The following is a 20,016-nucleotide window of genomic DNA, read 5'->3' as shown; positions in this document are numbered from 1 at the left end:
ATATAAAGCAAATATTTTCGCAACTTTTTAATTATTTTTTATTACGATGTAAAATATATAAGGAAAAATAAGAAAATAATAATAATACCAGAAATGCCAATAATACCAGAAATGAGAAAATGAGAGAATTAGAAAATTAGTAAATGAGTAGTGATAAAAATTGTTTATTGATAGGTGAGACTTGTCGGACAAATCGAATAGGTTAGAGAGAGCGGAAGGAAACGGAGAAGTTTGGAAGAGGCGAGAGAGGGTTTTTGATGAAAAAAGGCTATTAGATGGGTATGGTTAGCTTATAGAGAGCTTATAGGAAGCTTATACGAATCTTGGAAGATTGGTATAGAAAGGGTGTATAAATGGTTGAATAATAGCATAATATAACAAGGGTGAAAATGTTAAAAACAGTGTTTCGAGACGAAAGAAAAAGGAAGGATTGACGAATGGTGAATAACGAACAACAGAAGAGGCTGGCTCTTAAAGAGCCAGCCTCCCTTCAATTAAATTTAATTTAACTTACAATGACAACAAATTAAATTTCTATTCTAATATCACCATAAACTCGGCACCTGTGGCGAAATCTTCACCATAAAAATCACTTAGGGCGGTGAAACGCACATAGCGTGCTTTTACAACCTTGTCGAGCAACACTTGTTGGGCGCTACTCACATCTTTAAAAGCTCCTACTTTCACGGGTTCTCCCCAGTTCTTACCGTCGTTGCTCAGTTGTATTTGGTAATCTTTCACCTTTCCGCTCCAGCTATCAGTGCGCTGGGTAAAGCTAAAGCCTTTTACATTAACTACCTTTCCCATATCGAAATCTACCCAATGTGGGTGTTTGGCTACAGTAACTGAATAGGCGGAGTGCCAAATGGTATTGGGGTCGCCATCTACTAAATGTTTGGCGTCACCTACGTCTGCTTCTTCACTGCTGGCGAAAATTACTTCCATTGCCGTGCTTTCGGCTTTACCGAAAGTAAGGGTGTATTTCTGAGTTTCATTACCTGCAAACCACGCTTTTACAGTACCTCCGTTAGGCAAATCGAAAGGAAGGGTGTATTTCTGTGCTTTGCTATTATTGATGCTGTAATAGATAGTTGCAAGGGCATTGGCTGTACTGATAGATACTTTTCCTACTTTGCTACGAGTAATAGAAAGAGGTTGCTCACCGCTTGCACTTATATTGGTTATGGTTTGCAAATCTTCTTTGGCTGGACGAATAATGAAACCGAAATTATGAGGGGTTGCTAACAAACGGTCACGCAACAACGGACGAGGGCCGCAACTATGTCCGCCCAAACCTGTGTTGCCTATGTTCAGTTGCAAATACACGCCATCAGGTTCTGGCAATTGGTAGGGGTGTCCTGCCAAAGTCATATCGATAGCTTTATAAGACAAAGCTGCTACCGATAGCGGTTCAGCCCCTACAAACACTGCGCCGGCACTCTGAGCATTGGTAAGAGCTGCCCAGCGGGTTTCTTGGTGTTGCCCCATATCTTGTGGTTTAGGGAAAGGCACAAATTCATCGGCTACTTTACCGCTGTAGAGACCTACAAAAGCCCCCGATTTGCGGTCGGAATAATTATCTTGTTTACCGCGACCATAATAGGTGAAGTTCTCGTATTGCTTAGGCAGTTTGAGTAAATAGCCCAATTGTGGCAATACCAAAGAGGCATCGTTAGACACCACGCTAGCTTGTAGTTCGATAGAGCCGTCGGGATAGACGGTAAAAATTTGGTTGGTAGTGAACTTAAAGTCGTTTGCACCAAATTTCTGGTGGGTAAGTTCCTCTATCTTATTGCGTCCTGAGCTGGCACCACCTGTTATTTTAGCTGCATTAGGTGCTTGTGATTCCACCGTGAAATAGAATGTATAACCACCTTCTTTATTAGGTTTCACTGAGGAAGCAATAGCTTTATGACGCAGGTTATGCAATCCTTTTTCAAACCATTGTTCGTATATCCAATTGTCGTTATTGGTGAAGGCGCGGAAAGCGTTGAGACTTAGGTCGCTGTTGGCAATAATTGTATGCTCACCATAGCGTAGTGTGCCTATCGTACCTTTATCGAAATCAAAAGTTACTGAAAAGTCTTTTCCGGTAATGGTCTTTTTGTCTTTGCTAAGAGTGAGTTTTTCTCCTTTGGCTACAGAGGAAAGAGAAGGCTTTTGGGTAGCAGGTTGCATTAAGAATTGTTCGCGAGCTTGCACAAATCCTTTTTTAGCCCAAGGGGTATCTGCTTTAAGGCGGAATTCTACAATACTGTAATATTCTTCATTGTTATCTAAGGTTACAGGGGTAATAGTCACACTTGATTTTTGCTGTGGCATCACAGAAGGCACTTCAAAAGGACGCTCTTCTACAAGCACACCGTTCTTATAGAGTTTCCACATACCCTCATAGTTTGAAAGATCAGTAAAATAGCCTTTATTGAAAATTTCAAAAGTAAAGCTATTGAGTTTTTTCACGCCTATATTCTGATACACTTTCTGCACTTCGTAGTACTGTGGTTTTACTGTTCTATCGGCAAAGATAATGCCGTTCATCACAAACTGACCATCGTTAGGGAAGTCGCCAAAATCACCTCCATAGGCTTGATAGCGAATGCCGTCTTTGGTATAGTTGTACATCGCTTGGTCTACCCAATCCCAGATAGCACCTCCGCATAGAAAATTGGAGCTTTCGATAGCCTCCCAATAATCGGCGAGATTCCCTACTGCATTGCCCATAGAATGCGCGTATTCCGAGATGTGAAACGGATATTTGATGTCGTACTTACCTGTAGCAGCACCCTGTACCCACGCTACGGAAGGGTACTGGTTAGAGCCCATATCTACGATGTCGTTATTGCGCTCATATTGTACAGGGCGAGAAGTATCGAGTGTTTTGAGGTGTTTATAAGCCGTTACAAAGTTCTGACCAGGGCCTGCTTCATTACCAAGTGACCATATCACAATGGCAGGCGAATTATAGGTAGCCTCTACCATTTCGGTTACGCGGGCTGTGTGAGCCTTTTCCCATTCTTTAGGGTGAGAAAGTGATTCTTTGCCGTAGTAATACTCGTGAGACTCTATATTAGCTTCGTTTTCTAAATAAATACCATACTTATCGCAGAGGTAAAACCAATAAGGGTCGGGTGGATAGTGAGAGTTGCGCACGTGGTTGATATTGGCTCGCTTCATCATCATCACCTCTTCTTCCATTTGTTGATGTGTGAGCACGTGCCCTTGTGCGGGGTGACTTTCGTGACGGTTTACGCCTTTAAATTTGATAGTCTTACCATTGAGATAATAATACCTTCCTGCCTTTCCGAAAGCATCGTCTTCAGCCTTAGTATCTTTGATTTCTACTTTTCTAAAGCCAAAGTAAGACGATACTGTTTCTACCACTTTCCCTTTTTTATCCAAAAGTTGAGCTACGAGCACATAACGATGAGGCTCCTCAGCCGACCATAGTTTAGGATTCTTTACGGTTATTGTACCGCTCACCTTATCGATAGCGTTAGGGGCTACTGTTTTTAGGGGAATGCTTCCTTTGGTAGCAGTGGAGGTAACGTCGTCTTTATACAATGAGACTTCGTATACGTTATAGCGCACTTGATAATCTTTGACTGCTTTTGGGCTGAGGTTGCGCACTTCGGCATTTACTTTTAACTGCCAATCGGTGAGGTTTTGGGTATCTGTAAGAATGTTGAGGTTAAAGATTTGCACCTTAGGAGTACTGCGCAAGGCTACTGTTCTGAATATCCCAGGTAGGCGGAACATATCTTGTGATTCGAGAAAAGAACCATCGGAATTGCGGTATACTTCTACGGCTACTTTATTCTTGCCTTTGTGTAGATATTTGGTAATATCAAAAGAAGCTACATTGCGTGAGTTTTTAGAAAAGCCTACATACTGCCCATTAATCCAAAGGTAGAAGAAAGAGTCTACTCCATCGAAATCGATGAAGATTTCACGACCGTCCCAATCGGTAGGTACTTCAAAATCGCGGATATAAGAACCTACCTCATTGCGGTACTCATAGGTTGTCCACGTTTTAGGAGGTGTGCGCATTACTCCTTTACGCCAATCGTCTACCTTGCGCTCGTGATAGAAAATCACGGGTTGGTTTACATAGATAGGCACTCCATATTTGAGCGTACCGTTTTTTTGGATACCTTGTATATTCCAGTTAGAAGGCACAGGAATCGTCTCCCAAGCAGAAGCGTCGAAATCGGGTTTATAGAAGTCTTTGGGACGCTCTTCGGGGGTTTTGCACCAGTGGAATTGCCATTGTCCATTGAGAGATTTCCAATAGGGAGAATGTTCAGGCAATACTTGGGTAGCCGTCTTTTCGTCTTTAAACGAGAAGAAATAAGCACGAGGGTACTCTTTGTTAAGCGAGAGTTCTTCTACAGACTCCCATTCTTTACCCGTAGGGGCTGAGAGAGTGCCATAAGCAAAACCACCCAAAGGTTTGTGTTGGGCTAATAAATAAGGAGAGAGTAGTAAACTTAGTAGGGTACTTACTGTTCTAAAATAGTGTTTCATAAATTATTAGTATTAGTTTCGTCTTTTTGAAGATTGGATAATAAGGGTTCTACCTTGGCGTAATCTTTTACGACTTTGATGCATAAAAAAAGGGAAATGATTAACAAAAGAGTACCAATCACATTTATAATTGAGGTTGTATATGACATCTCGATAGTAGGATCATCAAGCATAGAGGCTCTAAAAACAAAGTAATTTACTACAGAAGAAATAATTGAAATCGTCCACCAAATGGTTACAAAATTAGTAGGTAGTTTGGGTTGTATGTCTCCCCTTTGTATGAAAAGATTGCGAGTACTATCGTATATTTCTTTCATTATGCGATATGGGAGTACCCAGTTAGCAAAAGGAATGAACCAGCTTCCTACTGCCCAACCATCGGTATATGAGAGGTTATTTTTCAGTTGGTGCAAGTTGTAATAAGCGCGCCTGAACCACATCAAAAAAAGAATACTCATTATAATGAATATCACAAGCCACAAAATACCTACTATACCTGAGAAAACATCACTCAGTTCAGCTCTTGCAAACAATTCGTCATCTATTTCACCTACAAGGAACTCTCTAATAATATATAGTTCAAAAATATCTGAAATCAGAAATATGAATAAAAAAGCAAAGGATATCCACAACATTATTATGGCATTCTTAGCACGGGTAGTATTATCTCTTAACATTTTTGTTGGTTTTTATAAGAAAAGGCGTAACTGGAAGTTGATATTAAAAAAGGTTACGCCTTTTCTTGTTGAATATTGAAATCTCTAAATTTATAAATTATTAAACGCCTAACATATTTTTAGGGTCTAAAATCTCATCGAGCTTATCCTTAGAAAGCAAGCCGTGTTCTAATACTAAATTGTACACTGACTTACCTGTTTCAAGGGCTTCTTTGGCTATCTTGGTGCTGTTCTTATACCCTATATGTGGGTTGAGCGCTGTAACGATACCGATACTGTGTTTTACCATATTGAGGCATACTTCGCGATTGGCGGTAATACCTTCGATACACTTGGTGCGCAAGGTGTCGATAGCGCGTTCTAAGAATACGATAGACTCGATAATGCACTGGCAGAGCACGGGTTCCATTACGTTGAGTTGCAACTGACCTGCCTCAGCGGCGAAGGTAACGGTAAGGTCATTACCAATCACTTTGAAGCATACTTGGTTCACTACTTCGGGGATAACAGGGTTTACTTTGCCGGGCATAATAGACGAACCAGGTTGCATTTTAGGCAAGTTGATTTCGTTGAGTCCTGCACGAGGTCCTGAGGAGAGCAAACGCAAGTCGTTACAAATCTTAGAGAGTTTTACTGCCATACGTTTTAGCGCAGAGGAATAAATTACATATGAACCGGTATCAGGGGTAGCTTCTACCAAGTTAGAGGCAGTAACGAAGGCTTCGCCTGTGAGCTTAGCTAAGTTTTCGGCACATAGTTTGGCATATCCCTTAGGAGCGTTGAGTCCTGTACCAATGGCGGTACCTCCCATATTGATTTCCAAGAAGAGCTTGGCGTTGCTTTGCAAGCGGGCGATTTCTTCTTCGAGGTTGGCTGCAAAAGCTTCGAATTCTTGACCAAGCGTCATAGGTACGGCATCTTGCAACTGGGTACGACCCATTTTTATTACATCGGCGAACTCTTTACCTTTCTTCCGAAAAGCCTCAATGAGCAATGATAGACGCTTGATGAGCGTTTCGTTCATCTTGATAACAGCTAACTTTACAGTAGTAGGGTAAGCGTCGTTTGTAGATTGTGATTGATTCACGTGGTCGTTAGGAGAGCAGTGTTGGTAATCACCGCGAGGATACCCCATAATTTCTAAGGCGCGATTGGCTATTACTTCATTAGCGTTCATATTCACCGAAGTACCAGCCCCTCCTTGAATCATATCTACGAGGAACTGATGGTTAAACTTCCCCTCGATTACTTCTTTGCAAGCCTCAGAAATAGGTTTGAGCAGTTCGTCGGGGAGTAATCCCAAAGCGTGGTTTGTTTGAGCTGCGGCGAGTTTTACATAACCAATAGCTTTTACAAACTCAGGGTAATCACCCATTTTAGTTCCTGTAATGCGGAAGTTTTCGATGGCGCGTTGTGTTTGTACGCCATAGTAAGCATCGGCGGGCACTTGCAAGTCGCCGATAAGGTCGGATTCTGTTCTAAATTTTGTCATAATTTTAAATTTTATATTTTTAGTAATTTTATATATGATACTTACGTTATGCAACGAAAATGTATTGGTTTAAAAAATTTCGGTAAAAGTACGGAAGTTTTTTTTAATAGAAAAGAAAAAAGAAAAATATTTTTTAAGACAACGTAACTTCGATTTAAAGGAGTGAGGTTATGCCTTAGAAATTAAATAAAAATTGGTAGATTAGTAAATTTAGAAATTAGCAAATTGGTAAAAGGAAGAGATGAAAATAGTTATTTGGCAGCTCGAACTTGTAGGACAGACCGGACGAGTCATACATTTGAGAATTGCCGAAGAAACTCCGAAAAACTCTGAGTTTTCGGGAAGGGTTGGAGAGGAAACAGAGATACTAAGGAGGTATCGGAAGAAAATGAAGAAAATCGGAAGAGGGTTGAGAGAAAAATTGGTGCAAAAAGGCTGTAAGGAGGGTGGGGTTAGCTTATAGAGAGCTTATAGGAAGCTTATACGAATCTTGGACGATTGGTATAGAAAGGGTATATAAGTGGTTGATTCATAACACAATACAACAGTGCTAAAAATGCTAAAAACGGGGTTTCGAGACGAAAGAAAAAGAATAGGCACTAGACCTTAGGCGATAGGCAATAGGGGGAAGTACGACGGAAAGGAGAAGGGATAATTAGGGAATTAGCAAATTAGAAAATTAGTAAAATGGGGAGGTGTGAGGTCTTAGGTCATAGACAATAGGGTTATGACGGAAAGTGGATAGGCGGATTGGGAAATTAGAGAATTAGCAGATTTGGAAATTGGCAAATGAGGACGAGAGGGACGAGGTAAGATGGGTGGGATAGAAGAGACGGGAGATTAAATTAGCAAATTGGTTGGAGTTATATTGAACAAACGTTGATAATCATTTAATTGCTTGGGAGAATTGCTGGACAAAAGAAAGAAGCTAAACTTATAAACAAAAAATATTAGTTCGTAATTCAAAATTATTTTATATCTTTGCATTCTAAAAAATCAAATAACGCTTAGTTTATGGAATATTTAGATTTTGAGCAACCTATTAAAGAGCTTGAAGAACAGATGGAAAAGTGTCAGGTCATCGGTAATGAAAGTGATGTGGATATGACTGATGCTTGCAAGAAGATAGAAAAGAAACTCAACCAAGTAAAGAAGGAAGTTTATGGTAATCTCACGGCGTGGCAACGAGTGCAAATCTCTCGTCACTTAGAGAGACCTTATACTCTTGACTATATCAACTCACTTGCAGGAAACACTTTTTTGGAACTTCACGGCGACCGTACAGTGAAAGACGATAAGGCGATGATAGGAGGTTTTGGAAAGATAGATGACCAGAGTTTTTTGTTTATTGGTCAGCAAAAAGGAGTAAATACTAAGATGCGACAATATCGCAATTTTGGTATGGCAAACCCCGAAGGGTATCGCAAAGCCTTGCGATTGATGAAACAAGCTGAAAAGTTTAACATTCCTATAGTGAGTTTTGTAGACACGCCAGGAGCTTTCCCTGGTATTGAAGCTGAAGAACGCGGACAAGGAGAAGCTATTGCTCGCAATATCTTGGAGATGTCACGTTTGAAAGTGCCTGTAATAGTGTTTATCATAGGCGAAGGAGCTTCGGGAGGAGCGCTAGGTATCGGTGTAGGTGATAAAGTGTATATGCTTGAAAATACTTGGTATTCGGTAATATCGCCAGAGTCTTGTTCCTCTATATTATGGCGTAGCTGGGAGTACAAAAAGGAGGCAGCTGAAGCTCTAAAACTCACCGCTCCTGATATGAAGAAGTTAAAACTGATAGATGAGATTATTAAGGAACCACTCGGGGGGGCACATCGCGATCGCGAAATGATGTTTGCTACTGTTCGCAAAGTGATATTGGACACTTATAAGGATTTGAAGAAGCTTCCCACCGATAAATTGGTTGAAAAACGAATGAACAAGTACCTGGCGATGGGAGTGTTCAGTGAGAAGTAAGAAAATGATAATATCAACAACTTATAAAGGCGCTATTTAAGCGCTTTTTTTATAAAATGAAGATAGTAAACGGTTGCTAAATAGAAGAGTAAAGAAAACTTTTCAGAAGTTATCAACAGACTATTAACAGTGTTTGTGGGTAAAATCATCTACCCCAAATTAAACTATTTCGTATCTTTGCCGTATGAACGAAACAGAAAACACATCAGTACCAGAAATTGTTCCTGCAATACAACCATTCTCGCGAACACAAGTGAGTTTAGAGCGAGGAAAGCTCCCTCCACAAGACCTCAATCTTGAAGAAGCTATCTTGGGAGCTATGCTCATTGACAAGAAAGGCGTTGATGATGTGATAGACATACTCAACCCTGAAGTTTTTTATAAAAAGCAACATCAACTTATCTATCAAGCTATCTTTGAACTTTTCAACGAATCGGAAGCTATCGACCTGCTTACGGTGGCAGAACAACTTCGCAAAAATGGCAATTTGGAGGCGGTGGGAGGAGAGTTTTACCTTATTAATCTCACCCAACGAGTATCATCATCTGCTAACGTAGAATTTCACGCGCGTATTATTTTACAAAAGTTCATCAAGCGCAAGCTCATTGAAATTTCTTCGGAAATTATAGAAGACGCTTACGACGATACTCGCGATGTGTTTGATTCGTTGGACAGTGCTGAGCAGAAACTCTATGAAGTAACACAAGGTAACCTAAAGCGTTCCAGTGAAGCAGCGGGAGATTTGGTGATAAAAGCACTCAAGAAAATACAAGACCTCTCTAATAAAACTGATGGGTTTAGTGGAGTACCTTCGGGCTTTACTAAACTCGACCAACTCACCTCAGGGTGGCAAGCGAGCGACCTTATTATCGTAGCGGCACGCCCAGGTATGGGGAAAACAGCCCTCACGCTTTCTATGGCACGCAATATAGCAGTAGGGCAGGGGATACCCGTAGCGTTTTTCTCGTTGGAAATGTCTTCGGTACAGCTTATTACGCGTTTGATTTCCTCAGAAACAGGTCTGTCGTCAGAGAAATTGCGTACAGGGAAGTTGGAAGAGCACGAGTGGTATGTGCTAAATACTAAGGTGAAAGACCTGGAAAAGGCACCTCTTTTTATAGATGATACGCCTTCTATATCAATTTTTGACCTCCGAGCTAAAGCGCGCCGACTCTCTACACAGCACGGCATTCAGCTAATTATTATTGATTACTTACAGTTGATGACGGCAGGAGGTAGCAAAGGAGTGGGTAACCGCGAGCAAGAGATTTCTACAATTTCTCGTAACTTAAAAGCTCTTGCTAAAGAGTTGAACATACCCGTAATAGCGCTTTCACAGCTTTCGCGTAATGTGGAATCACGTCCTGGACAGCAAAAGCGTCCGCAGTTATCCGACTTACGTGAATCAGGAGCTATTGAGCAAGACGCCGATATTGTATCGTTTATCTACCGTCCTGAATACTATAAAATTACAGAATGGGACGACGAATCAGGGACACCTACCGCTGGACAAGCTGAGTTTATTGTGGCTAAACACCGCAATGGAGGTTTGGATAGTATCCGATTGAAGTTTGAAGGACATTTGGGAAGATTTGCTAACTTAGAGGAATACGACAGTGGAAGCTATTTACCTATGGGAACACAAGAATTTGTTTCGAAGATGAATGAAAATGTGGCTTTTGAAACAGTGCCTACTGCCAATCTGGAGCAGGCTTTTGGCGCACCTTCAACAGCTTCAACCGAAGACGATATACCTTACTAAAAATAACTCTTGGAGTATGTAAATATTCAAGAAACCTTTTTTGCCATTCTTCTCAATAGCATAAAATGATGCGGAGAGAGGAATGGCTTTGTTATAAAATTAATACTTATCGTATTGCAAATTAAAAAAAGTAGTATCTTTGCGGAGTCAAACAGACTTCATTATGATTAAATCATATTTATTCAAAATATTTGCCTCTATCGTTAAAAAAAAGATAGACCGCTGGGCTAAAGCTCCAATAGACACACAACAAAAAGTATTCCAGTCGCTTATAGAACAAGCTAAAAATACGGCTTTTGGGCGTGACCATCATTTTGAGGAAATCCAAACGTATGAAGATTTTGTTGCTCGCGTGCCTATACGCGATTATGAAGCCTTGCGTCCTTATATCGATAGGGTAGTGGAAGGCGAAAAAGATGTGCTATGGAAAGGCAAACCGCTCTATTTTGCCAAGACTTCAGGGACTACCAGCGGGGCGAAGTATATCCCTATTACCAAAGACTCGATGCCCTTCCATATTCAGGCAGCACGTGATGCGATTTTATGTTATATACACGAGACTAAAAAAGCCGATTTTGTAGAAGGAAAGATGATTTTCTTGCAAGGAAGTCCTATTTTAGGTGAAAAAAACGGCATTAAAACAGGACGACTTTCGGGCATAGTAGCACACTATGTACCTGCTTATTTGCAGCGCAATCGTATGCCTTCGTATAAAACCAACTGTATAGAAGATTGGGAGACCAAAGTAGAAGCGATTGTTACTGAAACTTTTTCTGAAAATATGACTCTCATCAGCGGGATACCTTCTTGGGTGCTGATGTACTTCGAGCGATTGTACATGCGCTCTGGCATTAAAGTAGGAAAACTGTTTCCTAATTTCAACTTGTTTATTTATGGAGGGGTGAATTACGAGCCTTATCGCCAACAATTTGAGCACCTCATCGGGCGCAAAGTGGATAGCATAGAACTCTATCCCGCCAGCGAGGGATTCTTTGCCTATCAAGATAGTCAAACAGAGAAAGGAATGCTCTTATTGCTCAATTCGGGTATTTTTTACGAGTTTGTAGAAGCTGATACTTTCTTCAGTGATGCTCCCAAACGAGTGGCTTTGCAGGACGTACAATTGGGGGTGAACTATGTACTCATTATTTCTACCAATGCCGGCCTTTGGGGTTACAACATAGGCGACACGGTGCAATTTACTTCGCTTGCGCCTTACCGCATAGTAGTTACAGGGCGCATCAAGCATTTTATTTCGGCTTTTGGCGAACACGTGATTGGCAAAGAAGTGGAAGAGGCAATGCGCGAGGGGTTAGAGGCTACGGGAGCACGTATCACAGAATTTACAGTCGCTCCTCAGGTAAATCCGGTAGGGGGTGAATTGCCTTATCACGAGTGGTTTGTAGAATTTGAGCAGAAACCTACTGATATGAAACGCTTTGCCCAAGTGATAGATGAGGCTCTACAAAAACAGAATATGTACTACTACGACCTCATACAAGGTAAAGTACTCCAACCGCTCAAAATTACGGAAGTTCCCGAAGGCGGTTTTGCCTCTTATATGAAGTCGCAAGGAAAGCTCGGCGGACAGAACAAAATACAGCGATTGGCGAATGATAGAAGCGTTGTGGAGCGATTAGTTAAAAGTTAAGATTAAGACTGATTACTTAAGAAGCGCGGATTGCCTTACATATTGAGTTCTTTGCGACTTTGACTCTACAAAAAAATGCAAATCATTTTTGCTTAGCAATAATGTAGAATTATTAAATAAAAAAAGCCAATAGTAAAATGCTATTGGCTTTTGTTTTTTAGTTGTTTTGTAATTTGTAGTTGATAGGGTAAGCAAAGGTAACTGGTGTAGGTTTACCACGTTGTTTACCTGGGATAAGTCTAGGAAGTTTCATAATAAGCTTCTTAGCATCATCTTCCAAAATTTTATCGGGACCACGCACTCCTAAAACGGTAATAGAACCATCGGTATTGATACGGAAGTTTACAAATACTTTTCCTTGAATACCCATTTCGGCGGCAGCTTGTGGATAGCTAAAGTTCTTTACTACGTGTTTGTTCAAGTTTTCTTGAAAACATTTCATTTGTTGATCTTTAGGGACGTTTTTACAAGCTTCGAACATAGGTTTATCTTCGATAATAGTAAAAGGCACATCTACATCAGGAGCTTCTTCTACTACAGTTTGTTTAATTTCTTCTACTTTAGCTATTTGCTCATTTTTAGTAGTTTCAGTAATACCAATTACTTGTTCTTCGATTTTAGTATCGTTTCCCACTACTTTTACTTCCTCTACCGCTGTAGGGGCTGGAGGTGGTGGAGGTGGTGGAGTTTCAGGAGGGGTCTCCATTGTGTAGTTCTCTTGATTTTCGTCAAGAGCCTTATCCACATCTGACGTACGGTTGTCTTGAACGCTTTTGTCATACACTTTTGTTTCGAACCCCCATAAGGTAAGGGCTGATACAAGAGCGAATCCTATGGCAAAGAACAATCCGCTACTTTTTGCCAAATCGGCTTTCGGATTTTTTTTAGGTTGCATAATGATTTTCTTTTAAAAGGTTATTAAATATACTTTTTATCTGAAAAGCTTTTCATACTTTCTCATAAACAGTAGAGCAACAACTGTGCCAAATGTATTGAAGAGCATATCAATATAGTCGGCAGAGCGAGTAGTGGTGAGTAAGCCTTGTAATATTTCCATCGTTGCGCCTAAAAACAAGGCGGTGATTACTGCCCATAATTTATTTCTAAATGCTAATATAAACAGTGCCGTGTAACCGAAATAGAAGCCGAAATGAGCTACTTTGTCTAAATAGGGAATACGAGGTGCTTTGGGCATTTCGCTGGATGAGATAAGACTTAGAGCGATAATAGCTATCGTCCATATGCCCCATAACAAAGTGTATTTGTGTTTTTTAAGCATTTATTAGGGTTTTATACGCTTCGGCTGAGAGTAGATTATCTAACTGGGTAATATCGCTTATTTTCAGTTGTATTATCCACCCTTTGCCATATGGGTCGGTATTTACTTTCTCAGGTTTTTGGTTTAGCGGTTCATTAAACGCGATTACTTCGCCCGTGAGGGGCATAAATAAATCGGATACTGTTTTTACGGCTTCGATACTGCCAAATACTTCATCTTCATTAAGGGTATCGCCTATGGTTTCTACTTCTACATACACAATGTCGCTTAATTGGTGTTGAGCAAAATCGGTAATGCCTGCTGTGGCTATATCACCTTCGATGCGCACCCATATGTGTTCTTTAGTGTATTTTAAATCAGATGGAAAGTTCATTGCCCAATAAATGTCTTAAAAAGCGAGCCAAAGGTACTCTCTTTTTTTGTAACTACCAAATTTTTATTAGAAAAATTTTAACATTTTATTTGAGTTGTGGGATAATGGTCGGTAAATTAGTAGATTAGATGTGGGGTACACAACTGGTTAATGATTAATGGTTAATGATTAATTTGGGAGAGGATTATACGAAGCTTATGAGATAATCGAACAATAAGTGGGTCTACAGTGGGTCTACAGTGGGTCTATAGTGGCTTTATAGTGGGTCTACAATGGGTCTACAGTGGGTCTATAGTGGGTCTACAATGGGTCTACAGTGGGTCTACAGTGGGTCTACAGTGGGTCTACAGTGGGTCTACAGTGGGTCTACAGTGGGTCTACAGTGGGTCTACAGTGGGTCTACAGTGGGTCTACAGTGGGTCTACAGTGGGTCTACAGTGGGTCTACAGTGGGTCTACAGTGGGTCTACAGTGGGTCTACAGTGGGTCTACAGTGGGTCTACAGTGGGTCTATAGTGGGTCTACAGTGGGTCTACAGTGGGTCTACAATGGGTCTACAATGGGTCTACAGTGGTTCTATAGTGGGTCTATAGTGGCTCAATAGTGATAGATGACTAAAAGGAGGAGGGGATAAAATGAGGAAAAGCTGAGGATAAGAAGGTGGGTGCTGGGAATAAAACTGAAAGCAAAATGTTTTTATATATTAAATTATTTGTACCTTTGCCCTCTCAAAAGAAAGAATTTGCAAATGTTGAACTTAAACGATACCCTTAAACAACATATATTACAAGCTGTACAGGAACTATATGGTGTGAGCTTAGAAAGCGTTGAATTGCAACAGACTAAAAAAGAGTTTGTGGGCGATGTTACTCTTGTGGTGTTTCCGCTGTTGCGCCATATCAAAGGTAATCCTGTGCAGATAGGTGAGCAAATAGGAGGTTACTTAAAAGAAAAAGCAGGTGATTTGGTAACTGACTTCAATGTGATTAAAGGTTTTTTAAACCTTGTAATTGCTGATAGTTACTACATCGACTTTTTAAAAGAAGTGAAGAATAATCCTCAGTTTGGTTTGGCAACGCCTAATAGCAAAGAGGCTATTTTGGTGGAATACTCATCGCCTAATACTAATAAACCGTTGCACTTAGGGCATATCCGCAACAACCTCTTAGGGTATTCGGTAGCTGAAATCTTAAAAGCAGCTGGACATAAGGTGTATAAAACCCAAATCATCAACGATAGGGGGATACACATTTGCAAATCGATGGTGGCGTGGCAACGTTTTGGTAATGGTGAGACTCCTGAAAATACAGGGTTGAAGGGTGATAAATTAGTAGGGAATTACTATGTGGCGTTTGATAAGGCGTACAAAACTGAAATACAGCAATTAGTAGAACAAGGGAAGACCAAAGAAGAAGCGGAAAAACAAGCTCCTATATTTGTAGCAGCCCAAGAGATGCTTCGCCAATGGGAAGCAGGTAACCCCGAAGTAATAAAACTTTGGAAACAGATGAATGGCTGGGTATACGATGGTTTTGCTGTTACTTATAAGAATTTAGGTGTTGATTTTGATTCGTATTACTACGAGAGCAATACCTATTTATTAGGGAAAGACATTGTGGAACGCGGTTTGGAGCAAGGTGTGTTCTTCAAGAAAGATGATGGTTCAGTTTGGTGTGACCTTACCGCCGATGGCTTAGATGAGAAGTTGGTGCTTCGTGCTGATGGTACGTCGGTTTATATGACGCAAGATATGGGAACTGCTACCCAGCGAGTGAAGGACTATCCTGACGTAAAAGGAATGGTGTACACGGTAGGTAACGAGCAAGATTATCACTTCAAAGTGCTTTTTCTTATCCTGAAAAAGTTGGGTTACGATTGGGCATCACACTTGTATCACCTGAGCTATGGTATGGTAGATTTGCCCAGTGGCAAGATGAAAAGTCGCGAGGGCACCGTAGTAGATGCCGATGACCTTATTGCTGAAATGGAGCAAACCGCCAAAGAGATTTCACAAGAACTCGGCAAACTCGACGGTTATACCGAAGCGCAGAAAGAAGCCTTGTATCATACCATAGGTTTGGGAGCCTTGAAATACTATATATTAAAAGTAGACCCCAAGAAGCGCATTTTGTTTGACCCTAAAGAGTCTATCGATTTTCAAGGAAATACAGGTCCGTTTATACAATACACTTACGCTCGTATCCAGTCGATTATGCGCAAGTATGCTGAAATGGGAGGTAGGAATGAAGCAGCGGTAGAAAAAGTTAATGGTTTACACGAAAAAGAGAAGGCTTTGTTAAAGAGCATCACCCTATTTCCGTCGGTTGTACAAGATGCTGCTGATAGTTATAGTCCTGCTATTATTGCCAATTATGTGTATGATTTGGTAAAAGACTTTAATTCGTTTTACCAAAATGTATCGATTTTAGGAGAGGAAGAGGAGAGCAAGCGTGATTTTAGGGTAATGTTGAGCAAGAAAATAGGGGAAATTATAGCAGAGTCTTTTAAAATGCTAGGTATACAAGTTCCTGAGAGAATGTAGGTTATAATAGTAGTATAAAAAAGTTATAAAAAAAGTATTCAAAAAATTTGCAGGAATGAATAATTGTTGTACCTTTGCAACCGCAAATAAAGGAAAAACCAGTTGCGAATTTATTGGAAAAGAAATAAGCGAAAATAGCTCAGTTGGTAGAGCGCAACCTTGCCAAGGTTGAGGTCGCGGGTTCGAACCCCGTTTTTCGCTCTTTTTTTATGTTTATCATAGAAGGCTCGGATGGTGGAATCGGTAGACACGCTGGACTTAAAATCCAGTGGGCAGTAATGCCTGTGCGGGTTCAAGTCCCGCTCCGAGTACAATCTTCAATCACTACTTACGAAGAGAGGTAGTGATTTTTTTGTTATTATATACTTCTTAAATATTAATGTAATGAAGTAATTATCCTTCACTTTTATTGTTTTTATCATTAAAAAGCGTACCTTTGCCTGCACAATAAAATAACAAGATGATGAATACAGGTTTTTTCAAAGGCTATCAAGGGGCAGAGTTATACTTCTACGAATGGAATTACAAGCCTCAACAAAAAACACTTATTGTAATACATCGCGGTCACGAGTACGGTGAGCGCTTACAGGAATTTGCTACACACCCGCTGTTTGCGTCCTATAATATTTTTGCTTTTGATATGAGAGGACACGGGCATACTAAAGCTTCAGTATCGCCTGCTTTTATGGATTCAGTACGAGATTTAGATGCTTTTGCTAAGTTTTTGCAACAAGAATACGACGTGCAAGAAGAGGATATCTTTGTAGTAGCCAACAGTATAGGAGGGGTGATTGTATCGGCTTGGGTACACGATTTTGCTCCACGTATTGCTGGAATGGCACTTTTAGCACCTGCTTTTGAAATCAATTTAATAGTTCCCTTAGCCAAGCAAGCTATAGAATTAGCACTAAAAGTGAAACCTAATCTTGTTGTAAAAAGCTATGTTAAATCTAAAATGCTCACTCGTGACCCTGAACAGCAACGCGCCTATGATACAGATAGGTTTATCACGCGGTCTATCAACGGCAAACTGCTTATAGATTTAGCTAATGCAGGTAAGCGATTGGTCGAAGATGCTGCTGCTATTACTATTCCCACACTACTGCTTTCAGCTGAAAAAGACTTTGTGGTGATTAACAAGCAGCAGAAGCAATTCTATGTAAACTTATCTTCTGAAATAAAAGAATTTGTTACCTTAGACGGATTCCACCACGGCATTTTGTTTGAGCAAGGCAGAGAAGAGGTATATAAATTACTTGAACAGTTTATCAGTAGAGCTTTTGAAACACCTCTTGTATCACCTTCTTTGAAACCCGATACTTTTACTCAAAAAGAGTACGAAATAATGCAATACGAGCTCATACCCAATAGAGAAAAGTACTATTACCGATTTCAGAAATGGGCACTGAGTAAGTTAGGACACCTCAGTGGCGGAATGGCGATAGGACTGGAATATGGATTTGATTCAGGAGCTTCAATGGATTATGTTTACAAGAATATTCCTCAAGGGAAATGGGGTATAGGTAGACTGATGGACAAAAGTTATCTCAATGCCATTGGGTGGCGAGGCGTACGTATACGCAAAGCACACTTATTGGAGCAAGTAGATAAAGCGATACAAGCTTTGCAAGCCGAAGGGAAGAAAGTAAAGATACTTGATATTGCTGGAGGAGTAGGTAATTATTTGTTTGACATCAAAGAAAAGCACCCAGAGGTAGAAATTGTCATCAATGAGTTTTTACCAGCTAATATAGAAAAAGGGGAGCAAACCGTCAGAGAAAGAGGCTTTCAAGATATACGATTCACTAACTACAATTGTTTTAAAGCCGATAACTACACAAGTTTAGACTATAGTCCTAATATCACTATCATATCTGGTATTTTTGAACTTTTTGGTGATAATAAATTAGCTAATGAGGCGGTAAAGGGAGTTGTCTCGATTTCAGAAAACGGTTTTTTGATTTATACAGGACAGCCGTGGCACCCACAACTCAAAACGATAGCCTTTGTACTAAAAAGTCATCAAGAGAGAGATTGGGTGATGCGTCGCCGTAGTCAGCGAGAGTTAGACGGAATATTTTCTCTTAATGGAGTGCAAAAGCAGGATATGCTGATAGATGATTTTGGAATCTTTACAGTTTCATTAGGGAAGATAGAAAAATAGGACTTTTCAGTATATCAAATAAATAGCCCTTGTTGTAAAATATTTTAATCTATTTATTTGGTAGTTTCTGTAAAAGGTAGTAGCTTTGCGCTCTGAAATTAAAAATCGGGATGTGGCGCAGTTGGTAGCGTACACGTATGGGGTGCGTGTGGTCGCTGGTTCGAGTCCAGTCATCCCGACTTTTTCTTTTTATACAATAGCTATTTGAAATGAATAAGGTATATCTTCCTTTGTTATTATATCTCTATTTTACCCTTCTTTAGCGTCTATTTCTTGAATGTATATCTACGGATATTTATGGTGGAGAACAATATGGATTGTTCTAAATTCAGCATAAAGATTAGGATACCATTTATAAACTGATGATTATTATATAGAAAATATATGAAACTTTCAAACTTTAATTTTGAACTTCCTAAAGAGCTATTAGCTGAGTATCCCAGTGAGAACCGCGACGAAGCACGCTTAATGGTAATACATCGTAAAACAGGAGAAATCGAACACCGACTATTTAAAGATGTAATCGACTATTTTGACGATGGAGATGTGTTTGTACTGAACAATACTAAAGTATTTCCTGCTCGCTTGTATGGGAATAAAGAAAAAACAAAGGCAAAGATAGAAGTATTTTTGTTGCGTGAACTCAGCGCTGAACAACGTTTGTGGGACGTACTTGTAGACCCTGCTCGCAAGATACGGATAGGCAATAAACTCTATTTTGGCAAAAATGCCGAATTGGTAGCCGAGGTAATAGACAATACTACCTCTCGTGGTCGCACTCTTCGTTTCCTATACGATGGTACTTATGAAGAGTTTCGCCAACATCTTACAGAATTAGGGCAAACACCTCTGCCTAAATACATCTCTCGTCCGGTAGAACCTGAAGATGAAGAACGCTACCAAACTATCTATGCTAAATACGAGGGCGCCGTTGCTGCACCTACTGCGGGTTTGCACTTTTCTAAGCACTTGATGAAGCGTTTGGAAATAAAAGGTATTACCTTCGCTGAGGTAACTTTACACGTGGGGTTAGGAACTTTCAATCCTGTAGAGGTAGAAGACCTTTCTAAGCACAAAATGGATAGTGAAGAGATACATATTCCTGAAAGTCAAACAAAAATCATTAATGCAGCTAAGGTGAATAAAAAACGTGTATGTGCGGTAGGAACTACCGTAATGCGCGTGTTGGAAAGTTCAGTTTCATCTGATGGTTTTCTAAATCCATTTGACGGTTGGACAAATAAGTTTATTTTTCCTCCATATGATTTTAGTATAGCCAATGCAATGATTACCAACTTTCACACTCCTAAATCTACCTTGTTAATGATGGTCTCGGCTTTTGCGGGGCACGACCTCATTATGCGTGCTTATAAAGAAGCCGTAGAGCAGAAATATAAATTCTATTCTTACGGTGATGCGATGCTTATTCTATAAGAAGGGTTATATATAAAGAAAATGACGGTAGAGAGAACTCCTTGCCGTCATTTTTTATTTCTGAATAGTTATAGAGAGGAATTTTATTTTGTTCATAGTTAATCGGTAAGATTTTGTAACGCTTACTTATTTCCTAATTTAAAGTGCC

Annotated in this window: 13 protein-coding genes and 3 tRNA genes; 10 read left to right on the top strand and 6 right to left on the bottom strand. The window is 40.1% G+C overall.

The window, feature by feature from the left end:
• Nucleotides 1-534 precede the first annotated feature (534 nt).
• The 3 genes from HW278_RS02245 to aspA form a co-directional block, all read right to left on the bottom strand.
• The gene (locus HW278_RS02245) at nt 535-4,524 is read right to left on the bottom strand and encodes a glycoside hydrolase family 2 TIM barrel-domain containing protein (protein ID WP_178976800.1); all 3,990 of its coding nucleotides are present in this window, start codon (nt 4,522-4,524) and stop codon (nt 535-537) included.
• Nucleotides 4,521-5,201, bottom strand: coding sequence for a DUF4328 domain-containing protein (locus HW278_RS02240; protein ID WP_178976799.1), 681 nt, complete (start codon nt 5,199-5,201; stop codon nt 4,521-4,523). The genes HW278_RS02245 and HW278_RS02240 overlap by 4 nt, the downstream gene beginning before the upstream one ends.
• A gap of 100 nt (nt 5,202-5,301) precedes the next feature.
• A complete protein-coding gene (gene aspA, locus HW278_RS02235; RefSeq protein WP_009410654.1) occupies nt 5,302-6,693 on the bottom strand; it encodes an aspartate ammonia-lyase in 1,392 nt (463 codons plus the stop codon).
• A gap of 1,014 nt (nt 6,694-7,707) precedes the next feature.
• Between aspA and HW278_RS02230 the strand changes: the two genes are divergently transcribed.
• The 3 genes from HW278_RS02230 to HW278_RS02220 all read left to right on the top strand — a co-directional run bounded on the left by HW278_RS02230 (nt 7,708) and on the right by HW278_RS02220 (nt 12,077).
• Nucleotides 7,708-8,664 (top strand): acetyl-CoA carboxylase carboxyltransferase subunit alpha, encoded by a 957-nt coding sequence (locus HW278_RS02230; RefSeq protein ID WP_002673067.1) that lies wholly within the window; start codon nt 7,708-7,710, stop codon nt 8,662-8,664.
• 184 nt (nt 8,665-8,848) lie between these two features.
• The gene (dnaB, locus tag HW278_RS02225; protein WP_178976798.1) at nt 8,849-10,426 is read left to right on the top strand and encodes a replicative DNA helicase; all 1,578 of its coding nucleotides are present in this window, start codon (nt 8,849-8,851) and stop codon (nt 10,424-10,426) included.
• Nucleotides 10,427-10,589: 163 nt separating this feature from the next.
• Complete coding sequence (locus HW278_RS02220; RefSeq protein WP_178976797.1) at nt 10,590-12,077, top strand: GH3 auxin-responsive promoter family protein; 1,488 nt, start codon at nt 10,590-10,592, stop codon at nt 12,075-12,077.
• 157 nt (nt 12,078-12,234) lie between these two features.
• On the opposite strand, the gene HW278_RS02215 is transcribed toward HW278_RS02220, so the two are convergent.
• Genes HW278_RS02215 through gcvH form a run of 3 tightly spaced genes read right to left on the bottom strand, consistent with a single transcriptional unit; the run spans nt 12,235 to nt 13,729 of the window.
• On the bottom strand, nt 12,235-12,972 hold the full coding sequence (locus tag HW278_RS02215; RefSeq protein WP_178976796.1) for an energy transducer TonB: 738 nt from the start codon (nt 12,970-12,972) through the stop codon (nt 12,235-12,237).
• Nucleotides 12,973-13,008: 36 nt separating this feature from the next.
• Nucleotides 13,009-13,356 carry a VanZ family protein gene (locus HW278_RS02210; RefSeq protein WP_178976795.1) on the bottom strand — a complete coding sequence of 116 codons (348 nt, stop codon included), beginning with the start codon at nt 13,354-13,356 and terminating at the stop codon, nt 13,009-13,011.
• The gene (gcvH, locus tag HW278_RS02205; RefSeq protein WP_178976794.1) at nt 13,349-13,729 is read right to left on the bottom strand and encodes a glycine cleavage system protein GcvH; all 381 of its coding nucleotides are present in this window, start codon (nt 13,727-13,729) and stop codon (nt 13,349-13,351) included. Before gcvH ends, HW278_RS02210 begins: the two co-directional genes overlap by 8 nt.
• 228 nt (nt 13,730-13,957) lie before the next feature.
• Between gcvH and HW278_RS02200 the strand changes: the two genes are divergently transcribed.
• From HW278_RS02200 to queA, 7 genes are all read left to right on the top strand, one after another.
• Nucleotides 13,958-14,332, top strand: coding sequence for a hypothetical protein (locus HW278_RS02200; RefSeq protein ID WP_220389387.1), 375 nt, complete (start codon nt 13,958-13,960; stop codon nt 14,330-14,332).
• A gap of 144 nt (nt 14,333-14,476) precedes the next feature.
• Nucleotides 14,477-16,270 carry an arginine--tRNA ligase gene (gene argS / locus HW278_RS02195; protein ID WP_178976793.1) on the top strand — a complete coding sequence of 598 codons (1,794 nt, stop codon included), beginning with the start codon at nt 14,477-14,479 and terminating at the stop codon, nt 16,268-16,270.
• Between the two features lie 128 nt (nt 16,271-16,398).
• Nucleotides 16,399-16,471 (top strand) — tRNA-Gly (locus tag HW278_RS02190).
• Between the two features lie 24 nt (nt 16,472-16,495).
• A tRNA-Leu gene (locus HW278_RS02185) sits at nt 16,496-16,581 on the top strand.
• A 152-nt stretch (nt 16,582-16,733) separates the two neighbouring features.
• Nucleotides 16,734-18,434: a bifunctional alpha/beta hydrolase/class I SAM-dependent methyltransferase gene (locus tag HW278_RS02180; RefSeq protein ID WP_178977979.1), complete on the top strand. Its 1,701-nt coding sequence runs from the start codon at nt 16,734-16,736 to the stop codon at nt 18,432-18,434.
• A gap of 106 nt (nt 18,435-18,540) precedes the next feature.
• Nucleotides 18,541-18,613: transfer RNA gene (locus HW278_RS02175), tRNA-Pro, on the top strand.
• A gap of 205 nt (nt 18,614-18,818) precedes the next feature.
• Nucleotides 18,819-19,868 carry a tRNA preQ1(34) S-adenosylmethionine ribosyltransferase-isomerase QueA gene (queA, locus tag HW278_RS02170; RefSeq protein WP_009410665.1) on the top strand — a complete coding sequence of 350 codons (1,050 nt, stop codon included), beginning with the start codon at nt 18,819-18,821 and terminating at the stop codon, nt 19,866-19,868.
• Nucleotides 19,869-20,016: the final 148 nt, after the last annotated feature.

Source organism: Capnocytophaga sp. oral taxon 902, assembly GCF_013394735.1.
GTDB lineage: Bacteria > Bacteroidota > Bacteroidia > Flavobacteriales > Flavobacteriaceae > Capnocytophaga > Capnocytophaga ochracea.
This window is presented reverse-complemented; position numbering and strand designations above follow the sequence as displayed.

Excerpts from the sequence above, each read along its gene's own strand:
- HW278_RS02180 (WP_178977979.1), top strand. The coding sequence starts at position 16,734 with ATGAATACAGGTTTTTTCAAAGGCTATCAAGGGGCAGAGTTATACTTC.
- aspA (WP_009410654.1), bottom strand. The coding sequence starts at position 6,693 with ATGACAAAATTTAGAACAGAATCCGACCTTATCGGCGACTTGCAAGTG.
- HW278_RS02245 (WP_178976800.1), bottom strand. The coding sequence starts at position 4,524 with ATGAAACACTATTTTAGAACAGTAAGTACCCTACTAAGTTTACTACTC.
- HW278_RS02240 (WP_178976799.1), bottom strand. The coding sequence starts at position 5,201 with ATGTTAAGAGATAATACTACCCGTGCTAAGAATGCCATAATAATGTTG.
- HW278_RS02230 (WP_002673067.1), top strand. The coding sequence starts at position 7,708 with ATGGAATATTTAGATTTTGAGCAACCTATTAAAGAGCTTGAAGAACAG.
- HW278_RS02210 (WP_178976795.1), bottom strand. The coding sequence starts at position 13,356 with ATGCTTAAAAAACACAAATACACTTTGTTATGGGGCATATGGACGATA.
- HW278_RS02215 (WP_178976796.1), bottom strand. The coding sequence starts at position 12,972 with ATGCAACCTAAAAAAAATCCGAAAGCCGATTTGGCAAAAAGTAGCGGA.
- HW278_RS02220 (WP_178976797.1), top strand. The coding sequence starts at position 10,590 with ATGATTAAATCATATTTATTCAAAATATTTGCCTCTATCGTTAAAAAA.
- gcvH (WP_178976794.1), bottom strand. The coding sequence starts at position 13,729 with ATGAACTTTCCATCTGATTTAAAATACACTAAAGAACACATATGGGTG.
- argS (WP_178976793.1), top strand. The coding sequence starts at position 14,477 with ATGTTGAACTTAAACGATACCCTTAAACAACATATATTACAAGCTGTA.
- queA (WP_009410665.1), top strand. The coding sequence starts at position 18,819 with ATGAAACTTTCAAACTTTAATTTTGAACTTCCTAAAGAGCTATTAGCT.
- dnaB (WP_178976798.1), top strand. The coding sequence starts at position 8,849 with ATGAACGAAACAGAAAACACATCAGTACCAGAAATTGTTCCTGCAATA.